16 protein-coding genes and 1 pseudogene are annotated in these 18,952 nt (G+C 33.3%); 7 read left to right on the forward strand and 10 right to left on the reverse strand.

Annotated features, from left to right (window positions below; translation table 11 throughout):
- Positions 1–71 precede the first annotated feature (71 nt).
- A pseudogene (locus AOB58_RS09765) lies at positions 72–1,054 on the forward strand (choloylglycine hydrolase family protein).
- A 139-nt stretch (positions 1,055–1,193) separates the two neighbouring features.
- On the opposite strand, the gene AOB58_RS09770 reads toward AOB58_RS09765, so the two are convergent.
- The 7 genes from AOB58_RS09770 to AOB58_RS09800 form a co-directional block, all read right to left on the reverse strand.
- Complete coding sequence (locus AOB58_RS09770) at positions 1,194–1,760, reverse strand: NADPH-dependent FMN reductase (RefSeq protein WP_021338912.1); 567 nt, start codon at positions 1,758–1,760, stop codon at positions 1,194–1,196.
- A gap of 10 nt (positions 1,761–1,770) precedes the next feature.
- Positions 1,771–2,832 carry an LLM class flavin-dependent oxidoreductase gene (locus AOB58_RS09775; protein WP_046465778.1) on the reverse strand — a complete coding sequence of 354 codons (1,062 nt, stop codon included), beginning with the start codon at positions 2,830–2,832 and terminating at the stop codon, positions 1,771–1,773.
- 13 nt (positions 2,833–2,845) lie between these two features.
- Entirely contained in the window at positions 2,846–3,772 is a 927-nt protein-coding gene (locus AOB58_RS09780; RefSeq protein ID WP_021338910.1) for a VOC family protein, read from the reverse strand.
- Between the two features lie 462 nt (positions 3,773–4,234).
- Positions 4,235–4,912: an ABC transporter ATP-binding protein gene (locus AOB58_RS09785; RefSeq protein ID WP_046465779.1), complete on the reverse strand. Its 678-nt coding sequence runs from the start codon at positions 4,910–4,912 to the stop codon at positions 4,235–4,237.
- Positions 4,913–4,929: 17 nt separating this feature from the next.
- Positions 4,930–5,979 carry an ABC transporter permease gene (locus AOB58_RS09790; protein ID WP_021338905.1) on the reverse strand — a complete coding sequence of 350 codons (1,050 nt, stop codon included), beginning with the start codon at positions 5,977–5,979 and terminating at the stop codon, positions 4,930–4,932.
- A gap of 217 nt (positions 5,980–6,196) precedes the next feature.
- Complete coding sequence (locus AOB58_RS09795) at positions 6,197–6,625, reverse strand: pyridoxamine 5'-phosphate oxidase family protein (RefSeq protein ID WP_021338904.1); 429 nt, start codon at positions 6,623–6,625, stop codon at positions 6,197–6,199.
- A 90-nt stretch (positions 6,626–6,715) separates the two neighbouring features.
- Positions 6,716–7,291: a LysE family transporter gene (locus AOB58_RS09800; RefSeq protein WP_021338903.1), complete on the reverse strand. Its 576-nt coding sequence runs from the start codon at positions 7,289–7,291 to the stop codon at positions 6,716–6,718.
- Positions 7,292–7,420: 129 nt separating this feature from the next.
- On the opposite strand from AOB58_RS09800, the gene AOB58_RS09805 reads away from it, so the two are divergent.
- The gene (locus AOB58_RS09805) at positions 7,421–7,969 is read left to right on the forward strand and encodes a helix-turn-helix domain-containing protein (protein WP_021338902.1); all 549 of its coding nucleotides are present in this window, start codon (positions 7,421–7,423) and stop codon (positions 7,967–7,969) included.
- Positions 7,970–8,047: 78 nt separating this feature from the next.
- On the opposite strand, the gene AOB58_RS09810 is transcribed toward AOB58_RS09805, so the two are convergent.
- The 3 genes from AOB58_RS09810 to AOB58_RS09820 all read right to left on the reverse strand — a co-directional run bounded on the left by AOB58_RS09810 (position 8,048) and on the right by AOB58_RS09820 (position 11,258).
- A complete protein-coding gene (locus tag AOB58_RS09810; protein WP_046465780.1) occupies positions 8,048–9,616 on the reverse strand; it encodes an alanine/glycine:cation symporter family protein in 1,569 nt (522 codons plus the stop codon).
- 183 nt (positions 9,617–9,799) lie between these two features.
- On the reverse strand, positions 9,800–10,222 hold the full coding sequence (locus AOB58_RS09815; protein ID WP_046465781.1) for a DUF2871 domain-containing protein: 423 nt from the start codon (positions 10,220–10,222) through the stop codon (positions 9,800–9,802).
- A gap of 178 nt (positions 10,223–10,400) precedes the next feature.
- Complete coding sequence (locus AOB58_RS09820; protein ID WP_046465782.1) at positions 10,401–11,258, reverse strand: oxidoreductase; 858 nt, start codon at positions 11,256–11,258, stop codon at positions 10,401–10,403.
- 81 nt (positions 11,259–11,339) lie between these two features.
- Here AOB58_RS09820 and panB point away from each other — a divergent pair, with 81 nt between their 5' ends.
- The 5 genes from panB to AOB58_RS13595 all read left to right on the forward strand — a co-directional run bounded on the left by panB (position 11,340) and on the right by AOB58_RS13595 (position 18,915).
- Positions 11,340–12,152 carry a 3-methyl-2-oxobutanoate hydroxymethyltransferase gene (panB, locus tag AOB58_RS09825; RefSeq protein ID WP_046465783.1) on the forward strand — a complete coding sequence of 271 codons (813 nt, stop codon included), beginning with the start codon at positions 11,340–11,342 and terminating at the stop codon, positions 12,150–12,152.
- Complete coding sequence (gene panC, locus AOB58_RS09830) at positions 12,149–12,997, forward strand: pantoate--beta-alanine ligase (RefSeq protein WP_064783378.1); 849 nt, start codon at positions 12,149–12,151, stop codon at positions 12,995–12,997. The genes panB and panC overlap by 4 nt, the downstream gene beginning before the upstream one ends.
- Positions 12,998–13,258: 261 nt before the next feature.
- Positions 13,259–14,746, forward strand: coding sequence for a malate dehydrogenase (quinone) (gene mqo, locus AOB58_RS09835; protein ID WP_002506471.1), 1,488 nt, complete (start codon positions 13,259–13,261; stop codon positions 14,744–14,746).
- Between the two features lie 384 nt (positions 14,747–15,130).
- Positions 15,131–18,076, forward strand: coding sequence for a YSIRK-type signal peptide-containing protein (locus tag AOB58_RS09840; RefSeq protein ID WP_064783379.1), 2,946 nt, complete (start codon positions 15,131–15,133; stop codon positions 18,074–18,076).
- Positions 18,077–18,180: 104 nt separating this feature from the next.
- Complete coding sequence (locus AOB58_RS13595) at positions 18,181–18,915, forward strand: Ig-like domain-containing protein (protein WP_064783380.1); 735 nt, start codon at positions 18,181–18,183, stop codon at positions 18,913–18,915.
- Positions 18,916–18,952: the final 37 nt, after the last annotated feature.

Here is an 18,952-nt window from a genome sequence, read left to right on the forward strand (position 1 = left end):
GAGAGGAACAAGAAACTGAATTTAATCATTATAGATAGAGATTAAGCATAGCGTAAAGGAGTAGATTATGAATGTGTACAGGATTTTCATTCTTATCAAAGAGTAACCAGGCGATCTTAGGACGTACGATGGATTTTGTCTATCATTTGGACGGACAACCCGCAGTACAGCCGCGTCATTTTTATTGGGAATCACGTGTTGGATATAAAGGTGAGACGTTGTATGGTTTTATTGGAGCAGGCAGCGATATGGCAGGCTTTGTATTTGGAGACGGCGTGAATGAACACGGCGTGGGTGCTTCCGTACAGTACTTTAGAGGTTATGCATCATATGCTTCTGAAGTACGACAAGGCTTTATAAATATTAGTCAAAATGAAATTATTACATGGATACTTGGCTATAATAAAATATTGACGATTTAATCGAAAATGCTAAATCAGTTAATGTGGTAGCACATGTAGTAAACGAAATTGCAGAAGTACCGCCATTACATTATCACGTTTCTGATGATACAGGTAGATCTGTCGAACTTACATTCCAAAATGGCAGTATCGTCATAAATGAAAATCCAATCGGCGTATTAACGAATAACCCAGATTTAAACTGGCATTACGAAAACCTAAGAAATTATATAAATATTACACCACAGAAACCACAGGAAAGTACATTTATGGGGCAACCACTAAAATCCTTAGGAAATGAAGGTGGCACTTATGGTTTACCGGGTGGCTATACAGCACCAGAGCGATTTGTGCGTACTGCATTTTTGAAAAATCATCTTATAAATAGTGACAAACCTGAGTATGATGTGTTGGATGCTTTCAAATTATTAGATGGCATTAGTATTCCTAAAGGCGCTGTACTTGATGAAAATGGAGAATTGCATTATACCCTTTACCAAACTGTGTTCAATTTAACAACACGCACAATGTATGTTAAATGGTACGATACAAACCAAATGACTGAATTGCAATTAACTGAAGACCTCATCACAAAAAAAGATATTACTGTTTTTGAAACAGCTAAAGGTTTAGTTACCAATAAATTGAATTAATAACATATTGATTATAATGATGAAAGATTAAAAAAAGCGGAGAGACGATGATATTTATCGTTTCTCCGTATTTTTATTAAACCAACTATTTTATAATTAAAGATTAATGTACTTAAGTTTAATTTGTGAAATTTATATACTAAAAGTCATATTGATCATTTTCTTCTTCTATTATTTGTGAATACACTTTGGAGACGCGTAATGTTGAAGTAGCTAATTCCTCTATTCTGAATAAGATATCATCATTTACAATCGTACCTTGTGAGAAATCACGTTCTTCGATAAATACATAAGTTTGAATAATGTGTGCCTTCATATAACCTAATATTGGTTTTAATTGTGTTTCAGGAATTAAATAATGCTTAGGTGAACCGGCCGTGGCTATGATTCCGATAACTTTATCCCTAAAAGCGTTAACAGGAAGTAGATCAAATACGTTTTTTAAAGTGCCAGGAATTGAAGCTTGGAATATAGGGAAACCAATAAAAATAATATCAGCTTGCATTAAGGCAGTAGTGAATTCTAAAGTATCTCCTGAATAATCTAAATAATTGCGACCATCACTAAATGACAAATTTAAATTTTTTAAATCAAAAAATTGAATTTCATGTTCTTCATGTTGATGAGAAATTGCTTCGTTTAAATATGTCATGGCTGTACTTGTCTTAGAACCGACAGTTGAACCGGATAGAATTACGATTTTCATGCTAAGTCACCTACTTTTTCAAATGTTTTTTGATTCCAGGTATAATTTCATTACCGATAAGTTCGATATTTTTCATGATTTTATCGAAAGGTGCACCACCAAAATCAATTTGGGCCATAAATCTTTGGTGATTATATAACTCATGTTGGTAAAGTATTTTTTCAATAATTTGCTGTGGGCTTCCTACCATTAGGGCATCTCTATAATCAGGTGTATTTGCAAATTGTTGTTTTGGATAACCAGTTCCTCTTATAAATGACATACCTACATTAATATGAGGATAAAATTCACGTAAAGCAGCTTGTGTTGTATCAGCAGTATAGAATAAACTTGCTGTAGAAACAGGTAATGCTTCAGCGGAATTGTCAAAGCCATATTCTTTGGCAGTTAAACGGTATTCGTCTATAGAATTTTTAAATGTCATTGCTGGACCACCTAAAGTTGTAATCATCATAGGAATACCTTGACGACCAGCCTTGATTGCACTAGCAGCAGGACCACCAACTGCTCTCCAAATTGGTAACACATTATCTATAGGCCTTGGAAAAATTTCCATGTTATTTAAGTCAGGTCTGAACTTACCAGACCAAGTAATTTTATTTGTTTTATTAAGTTCTAACAGTAAATTTAATTTCTCTTCATAAAGTTCGTCGTAATCATTTAAATCTAAACCAAATAAATCGAATATACCAGTGCGTGATGCTCTTCCTGCTACAATTTCTGTACGACCGTGAGAAATAAGGTCTAGTGTTGCAAAGTCTTCAAAGACTCTAACTGGATCAGCTGCACTAATAATAGAGGATGAACTAGATATTTTAATCGTATTTGTTGCTTGTGCGATTGCACCTAAAATAACAGTGTGCGCCTGTGTAGTAAAATGTTCTTGATGGCTTTCACCAACGCCGAAAACGTTGATACCTGCTTGTTCGGCTAATTGACTCGCTTCAATTAATTCTTGTATACGTTTTTCAGAACTTACTTTTTCACCTTTATGAGGATTAAGTAAGTGGTCTCCAAGTGAATAAAGACCAAATTCTAATGGGGTATTTTCATTCATTTTTAATTTAGCCATAGCGTATCATCCTTTATAAATCATGTAGTTTAGACTCTATTTCTGTTCTTTGATTTTCCATAAAATCTGGCAAATTGAGTTCTTTACCTAGGTTTTCAATCTCTGTATCAACCGTAAATCCAGGTGAATCAGTTGCAAATTCATACATAATACTATTATGTCGATAATAAAGAGATTTGAAAAAGTAGCGATCTATAATGCCACTATTATTTCCTGGGTTATGATCAATTGTGTTTAATACGGACTCTAAATTTGAATCTTTTGGCGTGTTCACGGCGATATGATGTACATATCCTTGACCAGGACGCGCACGCTCTCCTTGTTGTTCAATAACTACGAAATCAGTATACAAACCTTCTTGATCTAATGTCATAACAGTTTCGTCAGTGTCTTGACGAGGTGCATAATTTAGTTCGTTTTTTAAAAAATCGATTGTTGGTTGAGCTTCACGAACTCTAAGCTCAACAGGTCCCATACCTAATATTTGATGTTGTACAGGAACATCCGCATAAGGATTTTTTCTCCACGTTGTGGGGATTTTATAATCATCGTTAACGAGCAATACGATTTCTAGATTATCGACATCTTTAAATAATAGTGCTGGCTGATTTAGATATGTTATATCAGTTGTCGTAATATTAGCTTCTGTGAGACGCGACTTGAAATAAGATAGTGCAGCTTCATTTGGGACGAGTAATGATAAACGATGGATAGAATTTGTACCAGGACGATTCTTACCTACATGTGGAATTTCAAAAAAACTTAGTAATGTACCGACAGAGCCAATTTCATCACCGAAAAACAAGTGATACATAGTTGGATTATCTTGGTTCACGGATTTTTCTACCAAGCGTAATCCTAATAGTTGAGTGTAGAAGTCTTTGTTTATTTGAGCATCTTTTGTATACATTGAAATGTGATGATGACCGACAATATTCATATGTGTACCCCCGTATTATGATAATTTCTAGTTTTAATACTCATTACCTATTTAAAAGAAAATAAACCGATGTAGTATAAAAAGTATACTAGTTATCTATGATATATGTCGAAAATGGAAAAAAAGCAATAACTGTGAACTATTATAAGTGACACATGTTGTATGTGATAATTTAAATGAATTTTTACATAGTAGATAGTCGATAAAATATCGGACTTTGTTGGAAGTCTTTGTGCACTCTTTCCTCGGGAACATATCTTCAGCTAGTTCTTTATAAACTTGTCAGTGGTTTCTCAAATCACTACTATTTTTAACATGGACGCTATTAGAGTCTATCTTATCTGTGGTAGGTCTTATCTTAATATTAATCACAAATTTAATTATATGATATTAATTGTTAACCAAAATAAAAAATCCCTTCATAAACAATCACTTGAATGTGATTGCTATGAAGGGATTTTATTATGATTTGTTGTCCTGAGTCAGCGTAAGCATACCATCTTCCATGTGATATACGCTATCACAATACTCTGTTAGTCGCTCATCATGCGTAACGACGATACAAGTTTTGTTTTGTTCCATCGTTTGTTCTTTCAAAATTTTCATTACTTCCATTGCATTGTTCGTGTCTAATGAAGCGGTTGGTTCATCAGCTAGAATAATTGATGGTTTTGTATAAAGTGCTTTAGCAATCGCAACGCGTTGCTTTTGTCCGCCAGATATTTCACTTGGAAGTTTATTCTCAAGCACCGCAATATCTAGTTGCTTAACAAGTTGATTATAACTTGCTTCGTCTAGAACATCTTTTTTCTGTTTTTGTAGTAACTTAAATTGCTGTTTTACATTTAGAAATGGTACAAGATTCGTAGCTTGAAGAATAAAACCAATTTCTTGCATCCTCGTTTTTGCTAATTCTTTTAACGACAGTTGAGACACTTGTTTATCATTGATGATAATTTCACCAGATGTAGGTGTTTGTAATGCGCCAGCCATTGTTAGAAATGTACTTTTTCCAGAACCAGAGGGTCCGATAATGGCAATTAGTTCATTTTTATTAAATTTTAAAGATGTAGGTTTTACAGCTTCAATTGTTTGATTCCCGTCTTTAAAGCTTTTAGTGACATTTTTAAATTCTAGCATTTATTATACACTCCTATTTATCCTATTGCCTTGAGTGGATCTACTTTTCTAATCGTCAATATTGAGAAGAGGCTGCCTAATAGAGAAACTATGATAAGGACGACGCCGTATACTAATAATGTAGTAACATCAAATTTAACCGGGACTACACTTGGTAAAAAGGCGCCAGTCAGTAAAGTTAGCGCCAGTCCAATTAATGTACCAATCATTGCAATGATGAATGTTTGTGATAATACAACTTTTGCTAAATATCCATTTGTGAAACCTTGTGCCTTTAATACACCGAATAAATTTGTTTTTTGTAACGTAATGACATATAAAAAAATACCAATCACTGTTGCAGAAATAATAAATAAGAACGTGATCATAAAGTTTAAAGTTAAGTTTTGAGCTTGATAACCTGGTAAATTTTCAACGAAACTTTCAATTTCTATAGCTTCTAAATCACTATTTAAATCTTGCTTATTCCAATTTTTATCTTTGACCACGACCGCATTGGTTGTATCTTTATCCAATGAAGGGTTAATTTTTTGTATTGTACTATTATTAGAAAATAGGACTGGCGAGGCATTGTATTTAGCACTTTCACTAAAGCCTACAATTTCCAATTTTTCATCTGATTGTGATAACGATAATTTATCTCCTATTTTAAACCCTTTATCTTTTAAAGTTTCATCCGCCACTACTTCATTGTCAGATTTTACTTTTTTGCCTTCTATCATATCAGGTACTAGGAAAGAATCAGAAGTGACACCAAATAGTAAGGCATTTTCTTCTGCATTACCATTAGAAGCGATAACACCAGTCTGTTTTAAAGTCGTTTGTTTATCATATGTATTTCTGACATCATCTTTATTGAACGAAGACTGTTCTACAGTTTCATTTGCATCTTTATTTAATACAATAGCATCGGCTTGCCATTTATCGATGCCTTCTCTATTCATATTCATCAGACCGCTTGCTAAGCCGGATAAAAGGAAAAGTAGGTAACTGATCATAATTAAGACACCGATAATCAAGCTGAATTTCAACTTGTTACGCTTAATTTCATTCCATGCTAAAAACATAAATTACCTCCTATGTGTTAATTGCGATTATATTTATATAAATTAAAAAATTCATTTTCAACTTACTTGTTTTATAAAGCTTACTTCTATCATAACCTATTAAAAAATAAGATGTATTCATTTTCTATGTAAAAAAGACAGTGTATCTTGAATCGTAGATTATTTAATGAAAGACAAAACACTTGTATAAGCATTGCTTATACAAGTGCTTTGAAAATTAATCTTCAAAATTAATAGTTTGTGGTTCATCTAATGTTTTATCATTCATTATCTTAATAGATTGTGGTTGAGCTTTAACTACGCATAATTCTGGGTCAGTTTTGTTATCGAAAAACGATTTGTCTTGATTTTGCCATAACCAATCAATTGTTTCTTGGTCTTGAGCAATTGATAATGTGGCATCAATTTCTAGAAAACTACGATTATTTGTGTCATCGTAACCAATTAAAATATGTGCACGTGGATTTGACTCAATTTCGTCAATTTTTATTGAGTTAACATTTGTTTTTGTATAAAGCGTGTTACCGTCATTATAAAAAATCATATATCTACTGTTAGGCACATTATTATATGCGGTAGATAGCACTCCGACACGTGATGTATTAAGTATTTCATTAATCTTGTTAGTTAAATTAGTATTATCCATATATAAATCACCTCTGTTTGCTTTATTCCCTAATAATGATATTTAAAAACTAAATTCCGAAAAAACTAATGAAGTTCAATTAGATAATAATTATTCTAAAATCATCATAAATGCTAAAACTACAAGACATGCAGACATACTAACTTTATAGATAAATTCATATTTTAATAGAAGTTTTTTAAAGCAAAGTCCCATAACTGCCCAGGCAACTGCACCTGAAACACCTATAAGTGCAATGATAATTGTATAACTGAGTGTAGCAAGAAAACTTATATTTTGAGTAGTTACATAGGTCACGATTGCAGTAAGTACATAAACGATTGTTTTAGGATTCATATATTGAAGAAGCAAACCATCTCTCATACGATACGTATTGCTTTGTTGAGCGTCTTTAGCATTGTGTTTAAATACAGAATAAGCAAGATACAATAAGTAAATAAATCCCACTATTTTAATTACAAATATAAAACTCGAAAAGTAAGCAGCCATATACTCACTAAATAATAAGCAAAGCATGGAAAGTGTTAAAAAACCTAATCCAATACCAATTAAGAATTTCGCAGTGCCTTTAAGACCTAATTTTAAAGCGCCATCTAATGCTAATAAGTTATTTGGTCCAGGTGTATAACTCATAAAAAAAGTATAAAAAACAAATGATATAAACAAATTGCATTCTCCCTTCATTATCCTGTATTATGGAAATATAAATATAAAACTTCCGCTCAATAGGATATTTCCTTTTAAAAGGATTTTATATCCATTAAACAGGAAAGTCAATGTAAAAGGGGCATAATAATGGAATTTCATAAAATAGTAGCTAAGAATATTTACTTATATAGAAAGAAAAATAAGATTAGCTTGGACAAATTATCAAAGCTCACAGGGGTGAGCACATCTTCATTGAATGAAATTGAAAAAGGTAATACGATTCCTTCAATAAATACCGTTTGGAAAATTAGTAATGGTTTAAAATTATCGTTTAGTAGTTTAATGAATGAGGCAGAGTCAGATTATACACAGTTAAAAAAAGAAGATGTTGTACCTGTTACTGAAGATGAGGGGAAATATCGTGTTTATCCATATTTTCCATTTGAAAAGAGTAAGTCCTTTGAATTCTTTTACGTTGAGCTTGATCCAGGAGCAACATTAGATGCCGAACCCCATTTATCCGGTTCAGAGGAATCAATTATTGTAATTGATGGACAATTAGAAATGCATTTAGAACATGAAACGCTTCATTTAGGCGAAGGCGATGCTTTGAGGTTCAGATCAGACATCTCTCATAGTTATGTTAATAATGGAGAAAATATGACCCTAATATCTATGGTTATTGACTATCAATAAATTAAAACCCATGTTTCTCTACATAGTAGAGGGCATGGGTTTTGTTATAAAATAATATAACTGTGTGTAAAAGATTTATTATTCTTTTTTATGAAAATTGTCTTTATTTTTTTCTCTGTTAAACCAAAAATATGCATTAGGAGCATCTTGTTGCGTGGGTTTATAAACAGCTAAGCTGCCAGAGCCTTTCGATTTTTTCTGATTTTCAAAATCTTTTAAAGCACGAAAGGCGGGCTTACATAAAATCCATATAGCTATAATATTTAGCCATGCCATCATACCAACACCTACATCGCCCATTGCCCACGCAGCATCAGCGGTCTTGATTGTGCCATATGCAGTGGCAAAAATAAGTAGGAAACGGGTCAATGTAATATAAAAATTTGATTTTTTAGCACTCAAATTTCTAGTAAGATACGCAATATTTGTTTCGGTAATATACGAATAAGCTAATATGGTAGTAAATGCAAAGAAAAATAATGCAACTGCTATAAAATAAGAGCCGAATCCAGCGAAATTTGGGTCAAATTGGTAGCTATCGCCTTGAAATGCTTTATCGATACCAGATTGTACATACATGGCAGTCCCAGAGAAATCTTTAGAGCCATCTGCATTTAATACATAAACACCATTATCTTCAATTAAATTAGGCTGTCCTTGTGCATTCTCTGTGCCATCTGTTGTATTATAAGTTCCTGAAATTAAAATAATTAGTGCGGTAGCTGTACAGACGAAAATAGTATCTATATAAGCTGAGAAAGCTTGTACAAGCCCTTGTTTTACTGGGTGAGATACTTCTGCCGCTGAAGCTGCATGGGGTCCTGTCCCTTGACCTGCTTCATTTGAATATAATCCTCGTTTTACACCAATTTCAATCATTGCCCCAATAATTCCACCGAAAGTAGATTGTAACCCTAGTGCAGATTTAAAAATAAGTGCGAATAATGCAGGAACTTCCTCAATATTTAAAAAAATTACAATAACAGCTAATAAAATGTAAGCTATAGCCATAAAAGGGACAATTGCTGTTGCCATACTGGCAATGCGTTTAATTCCACCAAAAATGATAAGCGATAGTAATATTACTAGAAAAATTGTGACTGCCCATTTTGGAATGCTAAAAGCACTATGTAATGAAGTTGCAATTGCATTGGACTGTACGCCTGGCATTAAAAGTCCGATTGAAATAATAGTCACTATAGCAAATATTAACGCAAATATTTTTCCGAACTTTCCTCCAATACCATTTTCAATGTAATAAGCAGGGCCGCCTCTGTATTCCCCATTTTCCTTTTGTTTATATATTTGACCCAATGTAGACTCTACAAATGCAGTGCTTGCACCTAGTAAAGCTGTCACCCACATCCAGAAGACTGCACCGGGGCCGCCAATAAATATGGCAGCTGACACACCAACGATATTCCCAGTGCCAACTCTGCCAGCTAGTGATAATGAAATAGCTTGAAAACTAGAAATACCTTGTGGAGATTTTTCACCTTTGAATAATAAACGTAACATTTCTTTAAATTGTCTCACTTGTGCGAAGCGAGTAATAAGTGAAAATATCAATCCTGTTATTAATAAACCAAAAACTAACGGAGGACTCCATATAATTTTATCTAAGAAATCAATGAATTCTGTAATCAAATTAATTCTCCTAACATAAAATGAATTTTTATACTGATTTATGTAAGCGCTCGCTCGTAATTGTACACGTCTGAAATCTGTGAGCAAGAGTGTCAATTAATTCTATATATGGAGTAAAATAAAAACACACAAAAAATCTGTTCAAGTTTCTATTATTGAGACTTGAACAGATTTTTGGTTATGCTATTTTCTTTTTTCTGCAGTGGCGTTAATTCTTTTATTTAATAACACAAAGAATAAGATGAATGCGATAGAAATAAAGATGTGACCTAAACCAGCAATGCCCGCGATTGCAGGACTTACACTGAATCCTTTGATAGTAGCAATACCGTTCACAAATTGCATCGCTACAGTTACTAATACGCCTAAGTGGAAAATATAAAAGAAACTATTAAATAATTTACTATTACGAGTCAATTTAAGTTGATGTTCGATAACCATGAAAATCAAGAACATAATTGTACCTAAAACTAATAAATGTGTGTGCGTTACATTTAATTGCGAATAACCGCTAAAATTTTCTCCTTTTGACATTTCTCTATAGAACAAACCACTAAGTAATCCTAATAAAGTATAAAAGGCAGAGCTGAACATTAATTTTTTCATTTTTTCTTCCTCCAAATTGTTAATAACTGCAATATAAAGTAATTTTATGAACTGTTTATGAACAGCATAAAAATAAATTACCGTTTATAACAATATGAAAGAAACGCACGATAACGAATGAAATATAAATTTTAATATTAGCATATCAAGTAGAGCGTATTTAAAAAATAGCACCTTATTATTTTTGTTGTGCCAATAACAGCGAATAAATAGTATCCAGTACTGGCGTATCCACTTGATGTAATTTTGCTTTTCTAAATAAAAAGCCTTGGATTCCTTCTATTTCTAATGGGTTATCTGAGATGATATCGTAATACATACTTGTGCCCATTTGATTGGGATAACCTTCGTAAATCGTCATAATACCATCGATAATGTCATCACCAAAATAGATATTTTCAGCTTGTGCAATGGCTACACCTTCAACTAATAATTGCTTACAAAGGTGTTTCATTCCTGGGACTTGAAGTACTTCGGCAGTGCGACGACTTAATGCTGTGACACTATTAATAGCTAAATTAACAAGTAGTTTATACCAAATGGCATAATCAATATCGTTTGTGAGTTCAATTTCTAAAGAAGAGCCAGCTACAATATCTTGGAATGCACGCGTTTCTGGAGAATCTTCTAAAATGATTTTGTGATCACGATAATGCGTTACTGTAGAACCAGATTTTCGTCCGCTAATATAAACAACACCTTGAAATACGTGAGGGTGTTCAAAGCGTGACAACTGACCGTGACCATTTTGAGCAAGTATAATAGTTGTTTGCTCATGGATTAAATGTTTCATTTCTCTTAATACATCATCAAGTTGAGGTATTTTAACCGCAATAATTAAAACATCAACTTGGCTTTGATCAGTTGTTAATGGCGTTACCTGTAGAGTATGTGCATGTCCAGTATTATTATTGGCAAAGTAGGTGAGTGTTTGATGTTGTCGACCGAGTAAGCGTAAATCAGGATGTATGGTTAAAAGGTCAATTGCAATCGTGCTACCTACTGCGCCAGGTCCAATTATTGCAATTTTGTTCATGTTTTTAATTTCCTTTTCTAAGTAGATTGGTTAGTATATGGATAACAATACAAATATAACAAACTGCGGAGATGATTTTAATTGAAAACATTAAATCAGTTATTAGATATGAAACAGAGTAACGATAAAATATCAATGGTGACAGCTTATGATTATCCTAGTGCGAAGCAAGCTGAAGCAGCACAAATAGATACAATATTAGTTGGTGATTCATTAGGAATGACCGTCTTAGGCTATGATAGTACAGTACAAGTGACGGTAGACGATATGATTCACCATGCAAAAGCAGTACGACGAGGTGCGCCAAGCACGTTTGTAATTGTAGATGTGCCTTTTGGTGCGGTGGGTATAAACGAGCAGTCGGATTTAGAAACAGCTGTAAAATTATATCAGCAGACTCAAGCGAATGCGATTAAAGCTGAAGGTGCACATTTAACTCAATATATTGAAAGTTGTAGCAATGTGGGTATTCCAGTTGTTTCACATCTTGGGTTAACACCCCAAAGTGTTGGTATAACTGGGTATAAAATGCAGGCAAATACTAAAGAAGCAGCACAACAACTTATAGATGATGCTTATAATGTACAACAAGCAGGTGCTGTTATGTTAGTGCTAGAAGCAATTCCAAGCGATTTAGCTGCTAAAATCACTAAAAATTTAGATATACCAGTTATTGGAATTGGAGCTGGTAAAAGCACAGATGGTCAAGTATTGGTGTATCATGATTTACTAAATTATGAAGTCAACCATCAAGCAAAATTTGTGAAACAATATGGTGATTTTTCAAAAGGTGTTCAAGCATTATCTCTATATAATACAGAAGTTAAGTCACAACAATTTCCAAGTGATGCGCACACTTACAAAAAGCAGGTCATGAACGAGGTGTCTGAATGACTGAGTTAATTACTACTATAGAAGAAATGACTGAAATGTCTAAGCAATGGATAAAATCAAATAAATCAGTGGGCTTTGTACCTACGATGGGCGCTTTACACGAGGGCCATTTGAAAATGATGTCACAATCTATTACTGAAAATGACGTGACAGTGATTAGTGTTTTTGTAAATCCACTACAATTTGGACCTGATGAAGATTTAGATGCGTATCCTCGAGCCATTGAAAGTGACACAATTAAAGCCTCATCAGTAGGCGTAGATTATATTTTTTATCCGAGTGAAAAAGAAATGTATCCGGAACAACCTACAATTGAAGTAAAGGCTGGACGTCTAGCATCAGTATTAGAAGGCGCACAACGTCCGGGGCATTTTGACGGCGTAGTGACAGTAGTAAATAAACTGTTCAATATTATACAACCAGAACGTGCTTATTTTGGAAAAAAGGATGCACAGCAATTAGCTATAGTGGAAAAAATGGTTGAAGACTTTAATCATGCAATTGATATTGTAGGCGTAGACATCGTTCGTGAAGCGGATGGTCTAGCTAAGAGTTCACGTAATATTTATTTAACGTCAGAAGAAAGAGCAGAAGCGCCTCACCTTTATAAAAGTTTGCAGTTAGCACAATCATTATATAATCAAGGTGAACGAAGCAGTTTGAAAATTATTGAAGCTACGCGTGATTATATACAACAACATACGAGTGGGGATATAGAAACAGTGGCAATTTATAGCTATCCTCAACTTGTCGAACAACATGAAATTACAGATAAAATTTTTATATCGCTAGCAGTCAAATTTAGTCAGGCACGTTTAATAGATAATATTATTATCGGTGATTAATTTGTCGTAATGTATTTACATGATTAGTGAACAATTCAGTTAGATACAACATTCTCTCAATATACAATTTACATTTTCTTAGTGTTGATTTATCATATGTAGAGAGAGATATTTATCGAGAAAACAATTATATGATAATTAAATAGTTTTAAGGGTATAAATACAGTAGTGAAAATAATGTATGCGTTATCTCAAGAACTAAACAACTTTGTTTTATCTTATATAATTAATTAAAAAGTGATTATGAGAGGTGGTAAAAAAATGAGTGAATCTAACTCAAAAGATGTCATTTTAATTGGTGCTGGTGTTTTAAGTACAACATTCGGTACGATGTTAAAAGATCTTGCACCAGAATGGAATATTAAACTTTTTGAAAGACTCGAAAAACCTGCAATTGAAAGTTCTAACGAACGCCACAATGCTGGTACTGGACATGCCGCATTATGTGAATTGAACTACACAGTTGAACAAAAAGATGGTTCAATCGATATAGAAAAAGCGAAAGAAATTAATGAACAATTTGAGATTTCAAAACAATTTTGGTCTCACTTAGTAAAAAGTAATCAAATTCAAGACCCACAAGAATTTATACGCCCATTACCGCATATTAGTTTTGTGCAAGGTGATAAAAATGTGAATTTCTTGAAGAGACGTTATGAAGCACTTGCGCCTTTATCAATGTTTAAAGGTATAGAATATACAGAAGATCATAAAAAACTACAAGAGTGGATGCCATTAATGATGGAAGGCCGCGACCCAGAAGAAGTAGTTGCAGCTAGTAAAATTGACGAAGGTACAGATGTTAACTTCGGTGAACTTACAAGAAAAATGGCTAAAAACTTAAACGAACATGAAAATGCAGAACTTTTCTACAAACATGAAGTTCAAGACTTCAGCCGTCGTAAAGATGGTAAATGGGAAGTTAAAATTAAAGACCTTAAGACTAATAAAGTAGAACATCACATCACTGATTATCTATTTATTGGTGCAGGTGGTGCTGCAATTCCAATGCTACAAAAAACTGGTATTCCAGAAAGTAAACATTTAGGTGGATTCCCAATTACAGGAGAATTCTTAGTATGTAATAATCCTGATGTTGTAGCTAAGCACGAAGTTAAAGCTTATGGTAAAGAACCTGAAGGTACACCGCCAATGACGGTACCTCACTTAGACAGACGTTATATTCAAGATGAAAACTCATTACTATTTGGACCATTCGCAGCGATTGGCCCTAAATTCTTGAAAAATGGTTCTAATTTAGATTTATTTAAATCAATCAATCCTAGCAATATAATCACTATGTTAGCTGCAGCGGCGAAAAACTTCCCGTTAATTAAATATTCTATTCAAGAAGTATTAGCTAAAAAAGAAGATCGAATGAAAGAATTACGTCGATTTGTTCCTGATGCTAAGGATGAAGATTGGGATATTATGCAAGCTGGTAAACGTGTTCAAGTTATCAAAGATACGAAAGAACACGGTAGAGGATTTATTCAATTCGGTACAGAAGTTGTAAATTCAAAAGACCATTCTGTAATTGCATTATTAGGTGAATCTCCAGGTGCTTCTACTTCGGTTTCAGTTGCATTAGAAGTAATCGAGAAAAACTTCCCAGATTATATGGCTGAATGGGAACCTAAGTTGAAAGAAATCATTCCATCTTATGGTAAATCATTAATTGAAGATTACGCATTATTAAAAGAAATACGACAAGCAAATAATGCTGAACTTGGTTTGAATAATTTATAATAAGTAACAAATTTACCCTTGGAGCAGTTTGGCTTCAAGGGTTTTTTATGTTTGATAATAATTTTGAAAACGAATTACAATCACTGACTATCTGTAAGTAAGACACTATCTACAAACCTTCAGCACAATCCTACTAGTGAAATTCCCTTGAATTTTAAAGTCGGAAAATAAAATTTTTCGCTTACATTTGTTTTGAAGAATACTCTCGTGTATTTTACATATAACTATATGAAACAACTAAAATTCACTATTATCTTATTTTTATTCATTGAAATATATCATTTTATATGTCCTGTACTATAATAACTTTAAAATAGTTCTTGTTTTTTAAAATATGGTTGAGTAATATTGAGTTGTACAAATCTATTTTGAGGTGGAAATATTATGAAAAACAAACAAGGGTTTTTACCTAATAAAATGAACAAATATTCTATTAGGAAATTTACAGTTGGGACGGCGTCACTTTTAATTGGAGCTACATTAGTATTCGGCGTAGGAAGCGAAGCACAAGCAGCTGAATTAGATGAGATTAAGACTAATGATAGTGGAAGTAACAAAGGGGAAGCATTAGATATAAGTGAAATAAAAACTATTGAAACAGAAACGCAAGATGTTGAGAAAGAACCAATTTCTAATGCAAATGACGTTAAAGATACAGAGGGTAAAGAAGAAAATTCTGATATAGACACATCAAAAGTAGAAAGTGAAAATACAGAAAAGGTTCTTGAATCGCAAAATGTTGTAGAGACAACAAAAGAAAATACAAATATTGAACATTCAACAGACAACAAAAATCAGGAAATTAATGAAAAAGCTACTTCAGAAAATAATGTAATTGAAGAAGAAACACCTACTAATGAAAAAGTAGAAAGTGAAAATACAGAAACTCCTAACATAAATGAAAATACGGATACATTAAAAATTGAAGAAAAAAATGATGAAATAAATACAAGCGAACCGAAAACAACTGATGAAAATAAGCATGAAATGACTGAACAGAAAACAAAAATTGAAGAGGATTCTCAGCAACCAACAGAGTCAATTAATGAAAAAGTGCAAACAGAACAAGAAATAACTTTAGATCAAACAGAAATGGAAAATGGCGACAATGTAAATGATGAAATTACACCTACTGATCAATCTACAGCCGACTCAGCATTGATACAACAATTATCAACTACTACGGATAAAGAAGCAGAAGTTAAAACTTTCTTAAATAGTGAGTTGTCAGAAGAAGAAACAAAATCAATTATAGATCAAACAAATATTAACTTTGAAGAAGCGTCTAATGAGGAAATTAAGAATGAAATCTTAAAAGCATTAGCGATTCAATTAGCTAATGAGCAAGATGCGAATAGAATTTTAGCTACACCTAAAAGAACAATGCTACGCACTATGGCAGCACCAACAGCAATAGCAACAGCTGATGCGACAAATGAGCAAGTGGATAAATCACTGGGTTACGTAGACAACTATACATTTGCGAGTTTAATATTTGATCCTAAAACATTATCTTCACAAGGTGCTTTAGACAGCAAGGAAATAGATTTTAATATTGATAGCTATATGTCAGGTTCAAACTCTGGTGATAGATATAAGATTGATTTGAAGTTAGATCCAATTATTGCTAAGCACGTTACTAAAATATCAGTAAATCCTGCCAACCGTAGTAATCCAGTAGAATTTGTACGTTTAACTGACGACCAAGGTAATTTAACCAATACGTGGGAAGTCAATTTTATCAGAGCTAATAATGGGCTATTTGGTGGTGCTGAAATATTAAGTCAATATTCAGCTGAAAACGGTAAGATTTATTTAGATGATACAGTTAGAAATATAATTAATGAGGCTGGAGATTTAAGTAACAATAAATTAAATTACCAAATGTTTGTGAGAGATTCTAGTGAAAATAAAATTGTACGTACTACCGAAAGTAGTGGATATTTCTTAACAAATGCTGACTCAGATTTAATACAGCTGCAAAATAAGATATCCACTGCAAATAGTAAATCATATACATCAAGTAGTGGCTCTGCGGTGTTTAATTCAGATATCGGTAATAATGGTGGCATTATAATAGACCAACAAGTTATGAAAGATGGCATTTTTAGTTACAATACTGCTGGAAATAAACAATGGTCATACAATTATCAAATTGATAAGGACTTATTACCTTACATTGAGAGTGCAGAATTACACACGTATGATTACGCTGGTTTAGCTGGGTTTGATAAAATTTATTATGCTTCTAATAAAGTAGCAGATTTAACACTAGACACAATAGGTAATGGTAAAATCACAAGTGAAAATTTGAATGACCTTATATCATTCAATAATAGCTTGCCAGAAACTGTAGGTATGAGAATAGTTTTGAAATTAAACCAAAGCGTGAATAATATTTTAACTAAAGAAGCATTGTATGATTCTGCAGGTAACTTAATTAGTGAAACAACTAAGCAAAAAGAAGATTTCACATTTGCAGGATATTTAACTGATGACGGTGGAATGCTTATCAATAATACAATGGGCACTTCAACATTAGCATTACAAGATTATGATAAAGATGGTCTGTTAGATAGGTATGAGCGTCAAGTATCATTGAGTAATGCTGAAGTTTTAGATACTGATGCTGATGGGAAAAATGATGGTGATGAAGTAGTCAATTACAAAACATCTCCACTGGTAGGTTTACCAGTAGTTGCAGATATTAACATGGCAGATACTATAGTAAGTGGATCAGTCCCATTAAAAGAAGGAGCAGTTTCACAAACTGCAAAAGTGATTAATGCGGATAATCAGATCATTGGCAGTGCAACTGTAAACAGCGATGGATCATTTGCTATTGTTATACCTAGCTCGCCCGCAGGAGAATATACAATTGCGATTGATTCACCAAATTATGCTAATGATGAAGTAAGTAAATTTAATATTATAGATAATACTATAGTCCCCACACCAACGATTGATCCAGTAGATGATAATGATACAGTCATTGTTGTTCATGGTGCTACAGGGTCAACAGTAACTGTTACTGACAACCACAACAATGTAATAGGAACAGTGAAAATAGCAAATGACACTACTTCAGGTAGTATTACATTATCTAATCCACTAGAAGCAGGTACAGTGTTGACTTCAACTGCTAGTGAAAATGGTAAGATAAGTGATTCATCTAAAACAATAACGGTTACAGATGCAACCGCACCTGACGCTCCAATAATTAATACTGTTACGAGCGAGGATACACAGGTGAGTGGGACGGCAGAACCAGGAACTTCAGTTAGAATTAATTTTCCTGGTGGAGGATACACTGCGATAACTACACAATAGATATTCCATCAAACATTGATTTAGTAGGTGGAGAAGAAGTAAAAGTTGTAGCTACTGATAAAGATGGCAATGTATCTGAAGAAGGATCAACAACAGTTACTGATGTGACAGCGCCCGAGACACCAACGGTGAAAGAAGTAACAAGTGAAGATACACAAATCAGTGGTACAGCCGAACCAAATTCAGAAGTAACTGTAACATTCCCAGATGGCACAACAGCAATGGGCACAACAGATGAAGAGGGTAACTATACAATAGATATTCCGGAAAATGTTGATTTAGTAGGTGGAGAAGAAATCACCGTTACTTCAACCGATAAAGATGGAAATATTTCTGAAAGTACTAAAGTTATAGTTATTAATAAAGAAGAAACGCCAAATACAGGTGAAACGCCAAATACAGGTGAAACGCCAAATACAGGTGAAATGCCAAATACAGGTGAAACGCCAAATACAGGTGAAACACCAAATACAGGTGAAACACCAAAAACAGAACAAACAGCAAGTATAGGTGAAAAATCAAATACAAACGAAACATCAAGTAAAGAAGAAACTCAAAGCAAGTCACAAAATAGAATGTCACAAGAGAATTCAACAATAGAAAAAACTAACAGCAATTCTACTGTGAATAAAAACACCACTAATTCAAGCATTAACAAAGCTGAATCAAAACGTGCTCATAGCAACAAACTTAATTCAGAAAATGAATTGCCGGAAACAGGTCAAGATGAAACACGTAATAGCACTTTATTCGGCACATTAATTGCAGGATTAGGCGGCTTACTATTGCTTGTGATGCGTCGTAGAAAAAAAGAAGAAGACGAAAACAAAATGTCATAATCACAAAGTAATGTTGTAAAGGCTTTTCATCCATTAA

It is taken from the genome of Staphylococcus sp. AntiMn-1, from assembly GCF_001663395.1.
Taxonomy (GTDB): Bacteria; Bacillota; Bacilli; order Staphylococcales; family Staphylococcaceae; genus Staphylococcus; species Staphylococcus equorum.